Origin of the sequence: Mangrovibacter yixingensis, from assembly GCF_020523985.1 — a bacterium.
Classification (GTDB): Bacteria; Pseudomonadota; Gammaproteobacteria; order Enterobacterales; family Enterobacteriaceae; genus Mangrovibacter; species Mangrovibacter yixingensis.
In genome coordinates this window covers 444,627-461,157 of the sequence record NZ_JAIVKM010000002.1, presented here as the reverse complement: position 1 = coordinate 461,157, position 16,531 = coordinate 444,627, and the positions used below count along the sequence as shown (strand labels likewise).

Annotated in this window: 16 protein-coding genes; 7 read left to right on the top strand and 9 right to left on the bottom strand. The window is 46.9% G+C overall.

Annotated features, from left to right (window positions below; translation table 11 throughout):
- Positions 1-12 precede the first annotated feature (12 nt).
- Positions 13-702: a DedA family protein gene (locus LC084_RS12825; RefSeq protein WP_226571595.1), complete on the bottom strand. Its 690-nt coding sequence runs from the start codon at positions 700-702 to the stop codon at positions 13-15.
- A 134-nt stretch (positions 703-836) separates the two neighbouring features.
- The gene (metC, locus tag LC084_RS12820) at positions 837-2,024 is read right to left on the bottom strand and encodes a cystathionine beta-lyase (RefSeq protein WP_226571594.1); all 1,188 of its coding nucleotides are present in this window, start codon (positions 2,022-2,024) and stop codon (positions 837-839) included.
- 247 nt (positions 2,025-2,271) lie between these two features.
- On the opposite strand from metC, the gene exbB reads away from it, so the two are divergent.
- Entirely contained in the window at positions 2,272-3,006 is a 735-nt protein-coding gene (gene exbB, locus LC084_RS12815; RefSeq protein WP_226571593.1) for a tol-pal system-associated acyl-CoA thioesterase, read from the top strand.
- Between the two features lie 6 nt (positions 3,007-3,012).
- Positions 3,013-3,495 carry a TonB system transport protein ExbD gene (gene exbD, locus LC084_RS12810; protein WP_226571592.1) on the top strand — a complete coding sequence of 161 codons (483 nt, stop codon included), beginning with the start codon at positions 3,013-3,015 and terminating at the stop codon, positions 3,493-3,495.
- 190 nt (positions 3,496-3,685) lie between these two features.
- Here the strand turns inward: exbD and LC084_RS12805 are convergent, their stop codons facing one another.
- Together LC084_RS12805 and LC084_RS12800 are read right to left on the bottom strand one after the other, a co-directional pair.
- The gene (locus LC084_RS12805) at positions 3,686-4,078 is read right to left on the bottom strand and encodes a cytoplasmic protein (protein ID WP_226571591.1); all 393 of its coding nucleotides are present in this window, start codon (positions 4,076-4,078) and stop codon (positions 3,686-3,688) included.
- Positions 4,079-4,081: 3 nt separating this feature from the next.
- Positions 4,082-4,492 (bottom strand): hypothetical protein, encoded by a 411-nt coding sequence (locus LC084_RS12800; RefSeq protein WP_226571590.1) that lies wholly within the window; start codon positions 4,490-4,492, stop codon positions 4,082-4,084.
- A 103-nt stretch (positions 4,493-4,595) separates the two neighbouring features.
- Between LC084_RS12800 and LC084_RS12795 the strand changes: the two genes are divergently transcribed.
- Positions 4,596-5,099: an ESA_00282 family adhesion-associated protein gene (locus LC084_RS12795; RefSeq protein WP_404808446.1), complete on the top strand. Its 504-nt coding sequence runs from the start codon at positions 4,596-4,598 to the stop codon at positions 5,097-5,099.
- A 59-nt stretch (positions 5,100-5,158) separates the two neighbouring features.
- Here LC084_RS12795 and LC084_RS12790 read toward each other — a convergent pair whose 3' ends face one another.
- Genes LC084_RS12790 through LC084_RS12780 form a run of 3 tightly spaced genes read right to left on the bottom strand, consistent with a single transcriptional unit; the run spans position 5,159 to position 8,003 of the window.
- Positions 5,159-6,460 (bottom strand): TRAP transporter large permease, encoded by a 1,302-nt coding sequence (locus LC084_RS12790; protein WP_226571588.1) that lies wholly within the window; start codon positions 6,458-6,460, stop codon positions 5,159-5,161.
- Entirely contained in the window at positions 6,460-6,963 is a 504-nt protein-coding gene (locus LC084_RS12785; RefSeq protein ID WP_226571587.1) for a TRAP transporter small permease, read from the bottom strand. Before LC084_RS12785 ends, LC084_RS12790 begins: the two co-directional genes overlap by 1 nt.
- Before the next feature lie 50 nt (positions 6,964-7,013).
- A complete protein-coding gene (locus LC084_RS12780; RefSeq protein ID WP_226571586.1) occupies positions 7,014-8,003 on the bottom strand; it encodes a TRAP transporter substrate-binding protein in 990 nt (329 codons plus the stop codon).
- A gap of 459 nt (positions 8,004-8,462) precedes the next feature.
- Between LC084_RS12780 and LC084_RS12775 the strand changes: the two genes are divergently transcribed.
- From LC084_RS12775 to LC084_RS12765, 3 genes are all read left to right on the top strand, one after another.
- On the top strand, positions 8,463-10,475 hold the full coding sequence (locus LC084_RS12775) for a heparinase II/III domain-containing protein (RefSeq protein WP_226571585.1): 2,013 nt from the start codon (positions 8,463-8,465) through the stop codon (positions 10,473-10,475).
- 478 nt (positions 10,476-10,953) lie between these two features.
- The gene (locus LC084_RS12770) at positions 10,954-12,729 is read left to right on the top strand and encodes a sodium:solute symporter family protein (RefSeq protein WP_226571584.1); all 1,776 of its coding nucleotides are present in this window, start codon (positions 10,954-10,956) and stop codon (positions 12,727-12,729) included.
- 160 nt (positions 12,730-12,889) lie between these two features.
- Positions 12,890-13,978, top strand: a complete 1,089-nt coding sequence (locus tag LC084_RS12765; RefSeq protein WP_226571583.1) for a mechanosensitive ion channel family protein — start codon at positions 12,890-12,892, stop codon at positions 13,976-13,978.
- Here the strand turns inward: LC084_RS12765 and LC084_RS12760 are convergent.
- Positions 13,975-14,400, bottom strand: coding sequence for a universal stress protein (locus LC084_RS12760; RefSeq protein WP_226571582.1), 426 nt, complete (start codon positions 14,398-14,400; stop codon positions 13,975-13,977). The genes LC084_RS12765 and LC084_RS12760 overlap by 4 nt on opposite strands.
- A gap of 302 nt (positions 14,401-14,702) precedes the next feature.
- Here LC084_RS12760 and LC084_RS12755 point away from each other — a divergent pair, with 302 nt between their 5' ends.
- Positions 14,703-16,079 carry a uracil-xanthine permease family protein gene (locus LC084_RS12755; RefSeq protein WP_226571581.1) on the top strand — a complete coding sequence of 459 codons (1,377 nt, stop codon included), beginning with the start codon at positions 14,703-14,705 and terminating at the stop codon, positions 16,077-16,079.
- Positions 16,080-16,143: 64 nt separating this feature from the next.
- On the opposite strand, the gene LC084_RS12750 is transcribed toward LC084_RS12755, so the two are convergent.
- A complete protein-coding gene (locus tag LC084_RS12750) occupies positions 16,144-16,386 on the bottom strand; it encodes a hypothetical protein (protein WP_226571580.1) in 243 nt (80 codons plus the stop codon).
- Positions 16,387-16,531 lie beyond the last annotated feature (145 nt).

Here is a 16,531-nt window from a genome sequence, read left to right as displayed (position 1 = left end):
CCTGGCGGCAGGCTAGTTAACAGGGCGGTTATTGTTTGTCACAACGCCGCCCATAGGCTTTTTTTTAACTGCCACAATAATGGCACCAAGTAACCCGGCAACCAGAAGAATAATCGGTAAAATCATCAACCCGGTCATTACCTGGTCTTCATGGCGTTTTACAAACGGAATCATACTCAGTGCATAGCCCAGACCGGTAACGGTGCCCACCCACAATACGGCACTTAGCCAGTTAAAAAACTGAAACCGGCGGTTAGACAACCCGGATAACCCGGCAATGATGGGCAGAATGGTACGCACAAATGCCAGAAAACGGCCCACCAGAAGTGCCAACAAGCCATGGCGGTCAAACAGGCAGGTTGCACGCTGGTGGTATTGCGAAGGCAGGTGATGTAACCACCCTTTCACCATGCGTGTATTACCTAACCAGCGGCCCTGCAGGTAACTCAGCCAGCAACCAAGGCTGGCAGCGGCGGTGAGCAACAATAAGGTAGACGTGAAATCCATTACTCCCCGGCCAATCATTGCGCCAGCGAGTAACAGCAGACTGTCCCCGGGAAGAAAAGCAGCAGGCAGCAGGCCGTTCTCAAGGAACAACGTTGCAAACATAATGCAATATACGATACCGATAACATGTGGATTAGTCAGTGCCACAAAATCATGATGCCAAAGAGCAGCGATGATATTTTCGATAACAACCATGAAACATCCCGTGGAACAGCATAAATTATAGTAATTGTACCTGACGGATACAGTTTAACACCTTGATCCGGCGCTCAACATGGCGCATCCCATGCGCATGTATGACAACTTTTTCAGACTTAAACCAAACTGAGTTAACCAATACGCTCCAGCCCGGCAGCAAGGTCGTCAATCAGGTCTGACACATTTTCAAGACCAATATGAACGCGTACCAGAGTGCCTGTAAAGTCTACCTCACTCTCTGGCCTGATGGCGGCAATTTCTTCAGGTTGATTCGCTAAAATCAACGACTCAAACCCGCCCCAGGAGTAGGCCATGCTGAAATGGCTAAAATTGTCCAGAAAATGGGCATATTCAGTATCACTAAGACGCTTTTTCAAAATAAAGGAAAAGAGCCCACTACAACCGCTAAAATCACGTTTCCAGTATTCATGCCCTTTACTGCCTGGCAGTGCCGGGTGGTTAACGCGCTCCACTGCGGGATGTTGTTGCAACCAGGTGGCAATAGCAATGCTACTTTCCTGGTGCTGTTTCAGGCGTACACCCAGGGTCCGTAATCCGCGGCTGGTCATGTATGCAGTATCGGCATCTACCATTTGTCCCATCAGGTAGGCATTTTCACGCAATTGTTCCCAGCAACGGGTATTAGCAACAGCAGTACCTACCATGGCATCTGAATGCCCAATCAAGTATTTTGTGCCAGCCTGAATCGAGATATCAACACCAAACTCCAGTGCCTTAAACAGCACACCCGCAGACCAGGTATTATCTATCATGATGATTGCATTAGGTGCTTTTTCACGCACGGCTTTCACGATGGCCGGGACATCCTGAACTTCCATTGTGATGGAGCCAGGTGATTCCAAAAAAACAATACGCGTTTCCGGCCTGACCAGCTTGGCGATATCTGCGCCAATTAGTGGGTCAAACCAGGATGTGGTAACGCCTAACCGAGAGAGAATTTTGGTGCACAAATCTTGAGTCGGTTCATAAGCAGTGCGGGTTACCAGAATATGGTCGCCCTGTTCAACGAAGGCCAGAATAGTATTAGCGACAGCGGCAGCGCCACAAGGGAACAGCGCGCAACCTGCACCACCTTCCAGTTCACACATGGCTTCCTGTAAGGAAAAATGGGTAAGCGTGCCGCGGCGACCGTAAAATAACTCACCTGTTGCACGGCCAGCAGTTGCCTGTTTTTTGGCACTGACGGACTCAAATACCAGCGAGGATGCACGCTGAATAACACTGTTCACTGAACCCTGGGTATAGCGCTTGTTACGGCCAGCAGTAATCAGTGCGGTTTCAAGATGTTTCTCTGACATTGCCTGTCCCTTTATACGTCTGGATGTCTAAATAAGTTACCACGCTTCTGTCAGAACAGGCACCGGGAAATCACCTTCATAAGAAAAAACGAGGTAAAAAGTGGTGGTTTTCTGTTCTGGCGCAAAGAATCAGAGTGTGATCCAGGTCATTATGTAAATAGTAATGAGAACGACTATCAATTCGGTGGGGTTTTGATATGATACCGCCAATATTCGTCTTTTTTCATGTTGGTCCTGGAGATTCACTGTGGCAGAAAATTTGATGCAGGCGGATTTATCCGTCTGGGGTATGTATCATCATGCCGATATTGTGGTGAAACTGGTCATGATTGGCCTGTTGCTCGCCTCCGTGGTCACTTGGGCGCTGTTCTTTCGCAAATTTACAGAACTGCTTGCCTGGAAACGCCGCCTCAACGTTGAGCATGCAGCGCTCTCAAGTGCCCGTTCTTTAAATGAAGCCAGTGAAACCGCATCCGGTTTCCACACCCGCAGTCTCAGTGCTCAACTGATTAATGAAGCGCAGGACGAATTAGTTCTTTCCGAAGGCAGTGACGATAACGAAGGTATCAAGTCTCGTACCAGTTTCCGTCTGGAACGGCGTGTTGCGGCAACCGGGCGTTATCTGGGGCGCGGTAATGGCTTTTTGGCAACTATTGGTGCAATTTCACCGTTTGTCGGGTTGTTTGGTACTGTCTGGGGCATCATGAACAGTTTTATCGGTATTGCTCATTCACAAACGACAAACCTGGCCGTTGTCGCTCCTGGTATTGCAGAAGCGCTGCTGGCTACCGCAATCGGTCTTGTTGCTGCGATTCCTGCTGTAGTGATTTACAACGTTTTCGCCCGCCTGATCGGCAATTATAAAGCCTCTCTGGGGGATGTTGCGGCGCAAGTGTTGTTACTGCAAAGCCGTGATTTGGATTTGGCCGCGAGCCGTGACGCACGTAATATCCAGCCCGCTCAGAAACTGCGTGTAGGTTGATGCCTTATGGCTATGCATTTTAACGAGAATGCTGGTGACAGCGCCGAGATGCACGATATCAATGTCACTCCCTTTATTGATGTGATGTTGGTGTTGCTGATTATCTTTATGGTTGCGGCACCACTGGCAACAGTGGATGTAAAGGTGAACTTACCGGGTTCATCCAGTGAACCACAACCACGCCCTGAAAAACCGTTATATCTGTCAGTCAAAGCAGACAAGACATTGTTCATTGGTAATGAACCTGTGACAGAGCAGAACATGGTTGATGTCCTGAACACAATGACTGAAGGGAAAAAAGATACCACTATCTTTTTCCGGGCAGATAAGTCGGTTGATTACGAAACCCTGATGCATGTGATGGATATGCTGCAAAAGGCTGGTTATCTCAAGATTGGCCTGGTCGCGCAGGAAAGTAACCCTGGTGCTGCTGGCGCACCTGTACAACCAGGGGCGCAACCAACTCAACCCGCAGAGACATCGAAGTAACACCAGTGCAGTGGGCTAAGCCAGTCTGATTACAGCACTGTTAGCGCTATAGTTTAGTGCCAGATATCGGGCTAAAAATGTGGAAGACCAGGGTATTGGTTTTCGGCAGATAGATTATGGAAAAGCGTGGCGATGGCCACGCTTTTTTTATGCGCGAAAGAATGTCTCGAAAACAGAGGGAAGTGTGGGGTTAGTTAGTTATCGCCGACGAGGTCTTAAACTGCCCATCAACCAACTTGCGGGACACTTCCAGGGTTTGGGCTTCATGGGTACGAAACTGTTGGTAGTGTGCTTCAATGCGTGCCATAACCTTTTCTTTTAACTCTGGGTTATTAGCCAGTAATTGACACAACACACTGCCATAGACTTCTTCTTTTACCTGGAACGCGTACAGCGATTTGCGGTTTTGCCACTTCAGCTCCACCAGTGCCGCCGGAATACTGGAAATTTTACGTGTATAACGGTCAACCACTTCGTTCTTATAAAGCCGCAGTGACTGTAAATTTCTACTTAAGATAAATTGATGTTTATTTTCATTATTTAAAGCGAAATTTTTATTAATTGGTTGAGCTTGTTCAGACATAGTCTAATCCTCAAGCCGGTAAAACAAAGGTGATTTAATTTCACTGGTAATTAAATTAAGCCAAATTTTTTCACCCTGTTCATTTATTTCTACAGTTTTTTGTGTGATTAACTCAGAGAGGGCTTCTTGAGTAATTTCATTTTCTGCGACTAATTCTTTTAGCACCCGGGCAAAGGTTTCTATTTTTGCGACGCTAAATAATCTCTCTTTAAAATAGCGGTCGTGCTCTTCCAGAAGTGCGTTTTTGGGTAAGCCAATACGCCCCGGTTGCGAGACGCTGCTGAGAATTTCAACTTCAAGTTCCTGAAGCTTTTCAGTGACTAAAGTGAAATCAGATGGGGTGTCTGAACTGTCTTGCGGTGATTCCGGAACTATATAGTGATACCGCCCGGGCACCAGGTTATCTGGCAGCATAACTAATAAGCCTTTAATATCAAAAAGATAAAATTATTCAGGGCGTGTGTAGCGTTGACAATAACATGTTGTAAAATTAAAATCAAAAAAAAGGAGTGTAAATGTGAGCCTCACTATTTATCTCGTCTTTATATTATTAATACTACTGGGTGGTGTACTTGTTTTAATGCGCGATAATAAAAAGAGCGCAAATCAGGTACAGCAACAGCCTTTATATTCGCAACCCGCATTAACAGCTGAGCAAGGGGAAGATCAATTCGCACGCCTGATCAACCACATTACACCTCCCTGGTACTGGCGGGTGAATAACGAATACATTGATTTTGTACGCATAACAGTCAAGCAAATGGGGATTGATAAAATCACCTCTACACCAGGGTTGTTTGATGCCCAACGGCGTTGCAGTGACCTCAACTCCGCAGTGTACAAATACTATGACAACCTGAAAAAACGCTGCATGAACGGGGAAGTCATTAGTTACTCAGATATCGAAGTGCTGAACCTGCGCCAGTGTTTCTACGAATTCAGCCTGAGTGCTTACCCTGATTTGGTTGCCATTGTATGGCCTGCATACCAGCGGCCCATGGTTTCTCTCGGGGATGTATGACGCTTATAGAAGAAAGGAACCATGCCAGGCGAAGGAAAAATGCCTGGCATGGGCAAGTATTACATCAGCCCCAACAGTTTCGGTATGAACAGCGAAATTTCAGGGATATAGGTTATCATCATCAGTGAAATAAACAGGGCGGCATAGAACGGTAGTAACGGTTTTATCAGGTTCTGCAGTTTCACGCCTGAAATAGAGCACCCGACAAACAGCGCACTCCCCACTGGCGGTGTCAGCAAACCAATACACAGGTTAGCAACCATCATTATCCCGAAATGCACCGGGTCCATGCCAAGTGTCTGTGCAATTGGCAGGAAAATGGGGGTGAAAATAAGTACTGCGGGTGTCATATCCATAAAGATTCCCACAACCAGCAGCACAACGTTAATCATTAGCAAAATAATTAACGGATTATCAGATATGCCCATCATGGCATCGCTAATCATGTAGGGAATATCGGCGTTGGTCATTGCCCATGACATACCTACAGAAACGCCTATCAACAACAACACGATGGATGTAGTGACGACAGACTCAAGGATAAGCTTGGGTAAATCACGCCATTTCACTTCCCGGTAAACCAGCACCGACAAGATAAAGGTGTACACCACCGCGATGGCTGAAGCTTCGGTGGCAGTAAATACTCCACCTAAAATCCCCCCCATAACGATAAACACTAATAACAGGCTGGGAAGGGCATCCCAAAGCGCTTTCAATGCCTGGCTGGCTGTAGGGCGTGGGGACAATGGATAGTTGCGTTTACGCGCCAAAAACCAACAAACCAGCATGATGGAGAAACCCATCAGAATACCCGGCAGGTAACCGGCCATAAACAGCGATGCTACAGAAACACCGCCAGCAGTCAGTGAAAAGACAATCAGCACGTTCGAAGGCGGAATCAATAACCCGGTGATACAAGATGAAACGTTAATCGCTGTTGAGAATTCGGGGGCGTACCCTTCTTTTTTCTGTATGGGATCCAGTGTGCCGCCTACCGCGGCAGCCGCGGCAACAGCTGAGCCTGAAATGGAACCAAACATCATGTTTGCCAGCACATTGACATGGCCTAATGAACCCGGCACCCGGCCAACCATTACTTGCGCCAGATTAATCAACCTGATGGCTATCCCACCACTGTTCATCAAAATGCCCGCAAAAATAAAAAAAGGAATGGCGAGTAATGCGAAGTTATCTAACCCATTAGCCAGGCGCTGGGTTACGGTAATGATGGCGATATCCCATGGGAACATCAGTGCCATTGATGCGACAGTGGCAATCCCAATAGAAAATGAGATAGGTACGCCAATAAAAACCAGAATAAAGAAACTACCAAACAGTGCGAGAGCAATATAACTTTCCATTACGGGGCAACCTCATCCGGATGACGTAAACGGCGAACATCATGTGCAATAAACCATAAGGAATAGAACATCATGACGGCGCCACTTAACGGCAGAACAAAATAGACATAACCCATAGGAATTTGCATGGCTGCAGACACTTGCGCAGTGGCAAGGGTTTTTTCAATTAATTTCAGGCCGCCGGAAATAATCACGCCACCCGCAAACAGAAAAATAAACAGGTTGATGAAGATATTGAGAAACTGTTTTTTCCTCTCACTCAGGCTGAGTGCCAGAATATCAATTGATAAATGGCGTTGCGCACCAACGGTATAGGCTGCACCCAGTAAACCCACCCATATCATCAGAAAGCGAGCAAGTTCATCCGTCATTGTGCTGGGTTGGCCCAACACATAACGGCTGAATACCTGCCAGACTACACAGACAACCAGGGCTACCATTACCAGGATAGAAAAGGTCGCAATAATCCGGTCAACCACCCATTTAATACGGTCGAAGATCATTTTTGTTTTCCTGATTAAAAAAGGCGGGCTTCAAGCCCGCCAGAGGTCCGTCACTGTGGCGCGGCGGCTTCAAACTTGGCAAGCAGGGCTGCTTGTTTTGGATCTTTAGCGAAATCGTCATACAGCGGTTTTACTGCTGCTCGGAACGGTGCTTTGTCTACTTTTACAAAAGTTGCACCCATCGAAATGGCTTTTTCACGAGACTCTTTGTCTACTTCATCCCACAGTTTCTGCTCATAAACTTCAGAATCAGTGGCGGCTTTAGCCAGGATCTGCTGCTGTTCTGGTGTCAGTTTGTTCCAGGTTTTGGTCGACATCACCAGAAAGTCAGGGATAGAGGTGTGTTCATCTTCAGAGAATACTTTGGCAATTTCTATATGGCGAGTCTGTACCCAGGACGGCACGTTGTTTTCTGCTCCATCCACCACACCCTGTTGCATGGCTGTGTACACTTCCCCGAAGGAGATAGGTGTAGGTGAACCGCCCATCAACTCAATCATCTTCAATGTGGTTGGGCTTGCCTGAACACGAATTTTCAGGCCTTTCAGGTCTTCAGGTTTAGTAATGGGTTTTTTCGCGTAGAAACTGCGGGTTCCTGCCACATAGGCTGCCATGGTGAAGAAGCCTTTATCCTTGGTGGAGTTCATTATCTCTTTGCCCACTTCACCGTAAACAACATTGTTAAAGTGCTGCTGGTTTTTAAATAGATAAGGCAGGTTGTAGATAGCGTATACGTTGTCGAATGATTCCAGATCGCTGGCAGAACCTTTTGTCATATCCAGCGCACCATTTTGTAATAACTCCATGGTTTCCCTGGCACTGCCCATTTGGCTGCTGGGATAAATACGAATCTGCATATTACCGTGGGAAAGTTCTTTCACTTCTTTTGCCATCTGTTCAAAGGCCTTATGAACCACATGGCTGCGCTCAAGGTTATGAGCCAGTTTGAGGGTAACTTTTTCTGCAGCGCTGGCATTGCCGGCACAGAGGGCCAAAATTGCTGCGCCCAGCAGGCTACGGGAAAAAGAGGTCAGTTTCATAACACATTCTCCGAAGGATAATTAAGGCGTAACGTTGGTGTAATAAAATGTAATTATTGGTTTTGATGTATGACATCTTATCTTACTTGTCGGATAGCATTTCTTAGTGTGGTTCACATTTTTCCGGATGAAAGCCGTGAATCATCATTTCTGTGAATGAGATCACCTGAATTAACTTCATCAGGTTATTCAGTTTTTAACATAAGGCTCAGAAAAATAGTTGCCGTGGATACTTATCAGCACGCAATATTTCCCTGCGTCACTCATATGAATGCGTGTTTTAATTCGTTACTTAATAGTGTTAGTTGAAATAGGTATAACAACTTCGCGTATTGGTCTGTTTATTACGAGAAGTTGGCGTGTTGACGGCTCTCTCACTCTTTGCATAAAAATGAAACGTTGGTTTATTTTTATAAATGGAATTGCTTTAATAAAAAAAACTCCGACAGGGATGTAGAGATGATTCAGTTCAGTGACCCCGCTTTTTCTATATGCAAGGCTCGCATTGATGAGCACCCCGATTTTATTAAGGCTATTCGTGAAGATAATCACGATATTCTGGCCTCGCCGGTCCTGGTGCCTGAAACCGGAATAGCAACATGGAACCTTTACTATTTCTGCCCGGAACACAGCGTTCGGCTTAACTGGAACCGGCAGTCACCAGATGCACATTGTTGCCCGGTAGATGGCAAAATGTGGCGTGGAGAGCCCTGGGATGGCGCATGGTGGCGGGGGTTGAATGGCCTTAACGCAAAAGCCTGCTATCAGTTGGGGCTGCTTTGGCAACTTACTGGAGAAAAAGAATACTACGACAAAGTACGCCAGATTTTGCTCGGTTATGCCAAATTTTACCCGGGCTATGAAGTGCACGGTGGAATTCCTTGTAATGGGCCGGGAAAAGCCAATGCACAAACATTGTGCGAAGCGAATTGTCACCTGGATTTTGCCCTGGGCTATGACTTGATTCGTGATGCACTGAGCGCCGAAGAGCGCCACTATATTGAGCAGCGCTTGTTGCGAGAAGGTGCTGATTTTCTGATAGCGCACAGAGCCCGGCAGTTACATAACCACGAAGTAAAAATCAGTGCCACAGTCGGGGTTATTGGTTTGATTCTGGAAGATACAGACTACCTGGAGTTCGCGGTTAATAGCGAGTATGGCCTGCGTTATCAGCTCGAACATGGTCTGCTGGATGAAGGGCTGTGGTTTGAGGGTTCAGTCCATTATCATTTTTATGCACTGCAGGGTTTCTGTGCGTTTGAAAAACTGGCTCGCGGCACCCGCTGGAGCCTATTGCCATTACCTGGCTACCACAAAATGCTCGATTTCCCGCTTGATTTACTGCTGCCAGATGGCACTTTCCCGCCCATTAATGATTGTATTACCGGCCAGCAAGCGTTAACTCATTCCCATATTTACGAATTCTTCTATGGGGAATACGGCACTACGCGTTATGGCGATGTGCTTAACACGATTTACCTCAGTCAGCCCCGCACGAGTTTGGATGCCTTGTTATATGGGGCAAACAAATTACCTGGTGACTCCAGGGCTCTTGTGCCTTGTGAGACTCTTCATGCACCAGGTGCGGGGCTGACAGTTTTTCGCAAGCCAGATGGTGACCAGACCATATTGTTGAAACACTCTCCGTTTGGCGGCGAGCATGATCACCATGACCGGCTGGGCATCATGCTATTTAACCAGGGGCATCACTGGCTGCCAGACTTGGGAACAACCGGTTATGGTGCGCCTGCGCACTATCAGTATTATAAAAACAGCGCCACGCACAATACGTTAAGCATTGGGCGTACTAACCAGCCTCCTGCCGTTCCTGAAGTAATCTATTGGGAACAAAATCCTGGTTATTGTTGGCTACAAACCAAAGTGGATTGGTCTGGGGCGTTGCCGCAGTTGGACAGCCACTACCCACCGGCAGAGAATACCGAAATTTGGCAGGATGTGGTTTTTCGCCGCAGCATACTGTGGTTGCCAGATATGGCTGTGGATGTGGTGGAAGTGGAGAACCCTCACCAGCAAGCACTGGATTTCACCTTACATGTGGACGGTAATCTGGCTGAATGCCTCCCAGGTAAGGCAAGTGAATGGCCAAATCATGGAGTGGATGCATATTTTCATTCGGTGACTTGTCGCCAATTAAATGGAGTGATGCCGCTAAGTTTTCATCATGAAAACAAAAAGCTACCTTTATGGATTGCTACCGGGCAGGAAGCCTGTTTATTTACGGCCCTTGCGCCTGCAAACCCGGCTACCCGGGATATCAGTTACCTGGTGGTGCGTAGCAACCAGGCGTGTTTTCACCTGGTCACTCTGTATGATTTAAGTACGAGAGACGCGGTTTCACTTGCTAACGTTGATTGGCAACCAGATAGCGCAATACTTCATATTGATATGGAGGGGGAACGCCGGATTATTACACTCCCATGGAAGAAGGGCATACCTCTGTTTAGTGATTAACACTTCTAAATACGGGCGGTAACAGCAATTCTGCATACCGCCTTGTTATTCCTGGACGCATTTTATTTACCGTTTTATTCCCTGTCTGCACTGATGTGCATTTATACGCCCATCCTATTTTTAACTCGGAAATAACGAAAAATAGCGAATGAAAAATCCTAAAAATAACCATCTCACTAATCATTTTCCCGCTAACCGTTTCTTTTAATGAAGTGTATCTGTATGGAATACAAGGATTTGTAATTATTTTCATTTCAATAATGATTTTTCATCATAACTGAAACCATTCAGCAGGCATTAAATGTGATTAAGATCATAAATACTTCCGTAGCGTTTCATAATAATTCCACAAACAAAAACTGCGTCACATTATTTTTAAAACACTGTTTTATAATTATGGAAGATTTCATGGATTGGGTGATGTTTTCAGTGAGAATGCGTTTGCCAGAGCAAATGCAGGTAGCTCAGAGGTAATTAAATGAGTATAGATATCCTGGTAATTGCAGGCTATTTCGTCCTGATGGTCGTAATCAGCCTCGCTTTCAAAAAAATGGCCAGTCAGTCGGCCAGTGATTATTTCCGTGGCGGTGGCCGCATGTTGTGGTGGATGGTCGGGGCGACAGCCTTTATGACACAGTTCTCAGCATGGACATTTACTGGTGCTGCAGGTAAAGCATTTACCGATGGCTTTGCTGTTACCTTCGTATTCTTCGGTAATATTTTGGGTTACATGGCTTCCTGGTGGTGGTTCAGCCAGCGTTTTCGTCAAATGCGTGTTGATACGCCTACAGAAGGTGTCCGTGCTCGCTTTGGCAAAGGCAATGAGCAGTTCTTCACTTGGGCGATTATCCCCCTGAGTGTATTAAGTGGTGGTGTATGGCTTAATGGCCTGGCTATTTTTGTTGGCGCGGTATTTGGCTACGACATGGCAACCACCATTTGGGTTACCGGGATTTCTGTGCTGTTGATTTCCATGCTTAGCGGCGCCTGGGGCGTGGTTGCCAGTGACTTTGTGCAGACACTGGTCGTCGCTGTGATTTCTGTGGCATGTGCAATTGTCGCGCTGGTGGCCGTAGGCGGCCCGACTAACATGATTGAACAGTTCCCAAGCGACTTTATGATGGGTCCAGATATGAACTACGGCCTGTTGCTGGTGGGTTCGTTCATTTTCTTCCTGGTTAAGCAGCTGCAAAGTATCAACAATATGCAGGATTCTTATCGCTTCCTGAATGCGAAAGATTCTGGCAACGCCCGTAAAGCCGCTTTGTTGGCGATGGGGCTGATGGTGGTTGGTACGATAATTTGGTTTATCCCGCCATGGGCGAGTGCTGTTCTGTTACCCGATGCTGCCGCGTCTCACTCAGAGTTGGGCAATAAAGCGTCTGATGCTGTGTACCTGGTGTTTGCAGAGAAACTGATGCCTGCAGGGACTGTCGGATTACTGGTCGCTGGTCTGTTCGCTGCCACTATGTCTTCTATGGATTCTGCCTTGTGCCGTAACTCCGGTATCTTTGTGCGTAGCTTCTGGTCGCCGATTGTATGCCGTAATAAAGTGTTGTCTGAGAAACAATTGCTGCGCACCAGCCAGGTTGTCACTGTTGTTAACGGTATCCTGGTCATCCTGATTGCCCAGCTGTTTGCCCAGCTTAAAGGCCTGAGCCTGTTCGAACTGATGATGCGTGTGGCAACACTGCTGCAATCACCGATTCTGGTTCCGCTGTTCTTCGGTATGTTTATTCGTAAAACGCCGCGTTGGGCTGCATGGTCAACGGTTTGCTTCGGTATGGTGGTTTCCTGGCTGGTAATGAATGTCTTTACTGCCCAGTGGTGTGCTGACTTGTTTGGTATCACACTGACTGCTCGTGAGCGTTCCGAACTGACCACCACATTGACGGTTGCGGCACACCTGGTATTGACTGGCGGCTTCTTTGTCCTGACGACACTGTTCTATAAAGAGTCTTCATTGACAGAAGAAGAAAAAGAAAACGTCGATACTTTCTTCAAAAATGTGGATACGCCAGTTGTTGCTTCAGAAGGTCAGGACGAATTTGACCGCATGCAGCGTAGCAAACTGGGCCGTATTACTCTGATGATGGGTGGCGGTTTACTATTGATGGTGTTACTGCCAAACCCAATGTGGGGCAGGATGTTATTCCTCGGTTGTGCATTAGCCGTATTGTTGGTGGGGTACTTACTTAAACGTAGCGGTGAAGCTCAGCAACCTGAAGCACAATTGGAAAAACAAATTTCATAAAATAATCAATTTGTTAAATTTCAAGGCCAGTCACCAAAGACTGGCCTTTTTCATTACTGATGGGTTCGGAAAAAACTGCTTTTAGAGCCTTAAAACCTGGCGGGCTGGATCTGGCAACTATACTTATGCGCTAACTTCACATTTCAGCTATGGAGTCTGCATGGAGATACTTCAACGAACAAACTACCTGCAGTTGCTGATGTCGTTGCCTTTTTGGGCTGATGTAGCATTAGTGATTGTTATAACCCTGGTGACCTATTTTCTGGTTAACCGCCTGATTAAGTTTATTCACCGCCGGGTTGATGTCTGGTCGCAAAACACCACTCACAAAACGCAATTTCACTTCATTTTTTTTGAAGTGTTACAACAAACCAAAAAATTACTGATCCTGTTTGCCTCCTTTCTCTTCAGCCTGCAATTCGTGGCTTTACCGGATATGCTGCACAGTACAATCTCCCATGCCTGGTTTCTGGTCCTGGCATTGCAGATTGCAATTTGGTTTGACCAGGGGGTTCAGTCCTGGCTAAAAAAATTACTCTTCATGCCGGGCACCAACCGTAACCCTGTCACACTGGTCATTTTGGGGTTGATATTACGGGCGCTGGTCTGGTCCATCATGTTGCTCTCTATTCTCGCCAACGCCGGGGTTGATATTACCGCACTGGTTGCCAGCTTGGGGGTTGGGGGTATTGCTATTGCTCTGGCGGTACAAACTGTATTGAGTGATGTGTTTGCTTCACTGGCGATTGGGTTTGATAAACCCTTTGAGATTGGTGATTTTATTGTGTTCAACAATGTTGCGGGCAGTATTGAGCATATTGGTTTGAAAACTACGCGAATACGTAGCCTCAGTGGTGAGCAAATTGTTTGCGCCAATGCAATTTTGTTGCAGCAGATAATTCACAACTACAAGCGTATGAACACCCGGCGCATTGTTTTTACTTTTGGTGTCTCTTACTCCACCACAGCAGCGCAATTACGCAAAATTGGCCCGTTACTTAAAGAGGTTATTGAGCAGGTCGATGGGACGACATTTGACCGTGGGCATTTTCTGTCGTTTGACCAGGACAGGCTGACCTTTGAAGTGGTCCATATTGTTGGTACGGCCGACTACAACAAGTATATGGACATTCAGCAAGAGATTAATATTCGCCTGATTGAGCGGCTCGATGAAATCAATGTCAGCCTTGCCGTACCTTGCCGGGTGATTATCCCTCAGGATAATCAAGACCGTGCTGCCGCAGCTTAATCCGGCGGTATATGGCAAATAAAGCAGTCCACATCAAGGTGATTAATAAAGGCCATTGAGCGTGAGGTTAGTACACCGAACAACCGGTTGTGGTGGCCAATAATCACCAGGTCGACTTCTTGTTTGCGGATAAACGTGGCCAGAGCCCGGACTTTATCTAACGAAATAATGACCCGGGTCGTTACTGGGTAAGGGCTGCTGGCTGCCAGGTGGTTAAGCAGCGCTTTGATTTCAATTACCTGGCTGGAACCCGCATCGTTCATCATGCTGTCGGAAATATAATTCATCGCCCGGTAATCAATCAGGATATGCGCCAGGGTTATTCTGGCATCCTGCTGAATCATTTGATTTGCCCGGTGTAACAGCAGGCGTCCATCCTGTTCATCATTAACCAGCACCAGAATATGTTGATAGTGTTTCATACAGCCCCCCTGTGCTTTCCCTCTGATGGTAACTATAGCCACCACTTTCTGGTCGTCGCTGTGCGCTAAAGCGCATTTCTGTTTGTTGCATCAATGTTGTGCAAAAGAGTGGTTTGTGGTGTTTTTGGTGAAACGAAAGTAACAATATGGTGCATGAGTGATTTTATGGTTTCACCATGTGAATGAAAATAAAACCGACAAACTTACGTTTAGCCTGCTTTGGTTGTGAAAAATCTGGCTCTGCCACACTTGGCCTGCTTTATGCATTTTACTTTGGTACTCAACGGACCAGGATGCTTACCATGTCAGACACTAACCAAAAAGAATTGATCTATGGGCTCGAGGAACGCATTTCTCCAGGGGCTGCACTATTGGCGGCGGTTCAGCATGTGCTGGCCAGTGTGGTGGGGATAATCACACCGCCTCTGATTATTGGTTCAGTGCTGGGGCTGAATGCTTATTTGCCGTATTTAATCAGCATGTCATTGCTTGCTTCCGGCATTGGTACTTTTTTGCAGGCTAAACGTGTGTTGGGCGTTGGGGCTGGCATGATTAGCCTGCAAGGCACCAGCTTTGCTTTCCTTGGCGTAATACTGTCTGGCGGCTTTTTAGTCAAAAGCCAGGGTGGCAGCCCTGAAGATGTATTGGCGATGATCTTTGGCGTGAACTTTGTTGCAGCCTTTATTCCGCTACTGGTCAGCCGCTTTTTTGATTCCCTACGTCGGGTACTGACGCCTTTGGTTACCGGTACTGTTATTGCGTTGATTGGCATCAGCCTGATCAAAGTTAGTATCACTGACTGGGGCGGCGGCCACGGTGTAGCGAACTTTGGTTCACCCGCTAACCTTGGCCTGGGCGCGTTGACTTTGCTGGTTATTATTGCACTAAACCGTTCCCGTAACCGGGCATTGCGTTTGTCTGCCATTGTGATTGGTATTGGGGTTGGCTGTGTCGCAGCGGCGTTGACCGGGCACCTTGCAATCCAGCCTTTGCCAGCTCAGTGGTTCGCTTTACCGCAGCCATTCCGTTTTGGTTTCAACTTCAGTTGGTCCATTTTTATTCCCATTGCACTGGTTTCATTTATTTCCATCCTTGAAGCTGTAGGGGACCTGACTGCGAATTGCATGATTTCGCAACAACCGATTGAAGGGGAGTCATTCCGTAAACGCCTGAAAGGCGGGATCATGGCTGATGGCGTTAGTTGTATGGTGGCCGCCATGTTCTCGTCATTTCCCAATACGACTTTTGCACAGAATAACGGTGTTATCCAAATGACCGGTGTCGCCAGCCGTTATGTGGGTATGTATATCGGTGTGATTTTATTACTGTTAGGGCTATTCCCAGTTGTAGGCGGATTGCTGCAACAAATTCCGGCACCCGTGTTAGGCGGTGCCACACTGGTGATGTTTGGTAGTGTGGTTGCAGCAGGCATCCGGATTATGACGCAAAACCCTTTGGGGCGCAGAGAAATGCTGATCATTGCTATTTCGTTTGGAATTGGTCTGGGGATTGAAGCTGTACCTGAAATTCTTGGCCAGTTTCCGAAAATTATTGGCAATATCTTCGGCCATGCTGTTACCAGTGGTGGGATTGCCGCAATGGTATTGAACCTGTTAATGCCACATGACGGGCCGGAAACAGTGAAGGCCAGTACAGCAACCTCAACCTCTGCGCGCTGATTTATGCACAGATTTACTTCTGGCTCCAAAATGTTGGAGCCATACTCTTGTTGAATGGTGCGGCTTAGCCTGCACCATTTTCTTTTTCTGAAACGGACTGTTTTTCGTTTACTGGATCAGGGCGGTAAAGCTTGCGGTACCATGCCAGGCGCTGGGCAAAAAAATCGGCATATTCAGGGGGAATATCATGAGCCAGCGCATTGGGATTACCTTGTTTATTCAGGTATTCCAGAAAAGCCTGGGTGGATGCCATGAAGTCAATTGCTTTATCAACATGAACAATATGTTGGCTGAATTTACGTGGCATAGTCAGTTCCTGTTTTAAAAAATTATTGGGGACTGCCCGTAAAGCGTAGCAAAGCAATTTATCTTTTGAGGCGATGGATTTCTCATAAGGCAGGACAGAACACTAAAATTTCTTCTTAAGCGGGGGGTTCTCCGTATTGGCTCTT